General features: G+C 77.3%; 1 pseudogene. It reads right to left on the bottom strand.

Annotated features, from left to right (window positions below):
* Positions 1-679: pseudogene (locus B9S61_RS40795) on the bottom strand (serine protease); the annotation flags it as partial.

Raw genomic sequence — 679 nt, 5'->3', positions numbered from 1 at the left:
CGGCGGGCGGCTTCGTGCACCTGCCCGGCGACTCTGGCCGCCAGCCGGCGTACGGCGGTGCCGCGCAGCCCGTTCCCGGCGGCGAGGCGGGCGGCGACGCGCAGGCAGGTCAGGTCCAGGTGGGCCGAGAACACGTCGTCGCGGTCGACAGGCACATCGGCTTCGGAGGCATCGGATGCCTCGGAGGCGTCGGACACGTCGGGGACATCGGAGATGCCGGCCCGGACCTCGGCGAGCAGCCACAGGGTCAGCGGGTGGCGGGCGTCGGTGCCGGTCACGGCGCCCTCCGGGATGCCGTGGCGGGCACGGGCCTCGCGGGCCTCCTCGGGGGTGAGGTGGCCGAGCGCCACGAACGGGGGGAGCCCGTCGGGGCGGGGACCACCGGCGGGCAGGGCCTCTTCCGGGAACGCCGCCTCCTCCCAGCACTCCGCTCCGCACGCGACCACCAGCCGTGCGCCCGTCGCGCGGAGCCACCGGGTGGTGCAGGCGGTCCATTCGGGGAAGCGGCGGAAGAGGTCCGGTGGCATCTCCTCGGGGTCGTCGAGGAGCAGCAGCAGGGGGTGCCCCGCGGCGTGGGCGAGCCGGGCGACGCGCTCGGGGCCCAGGTCGCCGAGCGCGTCCGGGGTGGCCGGGAACGGGGTGCGGGAGACGGCGACGGCAGCGGCGGCACTCTCCAGTG

The organism is Streptomyces sp. SM1, assembly GCF_002910825.1.
GTDB lineage: Bacteria > Actinomycetota > Actinomycetes > Streptomycetales > Streptomycetaceae > Streptomyces > Streptomyces okerensis.
The sequence above is the reverse complement of the archived record's forward strand: the minus strand, read 5'-3'. Positions and strand labels throughout refer to the sequence as shown.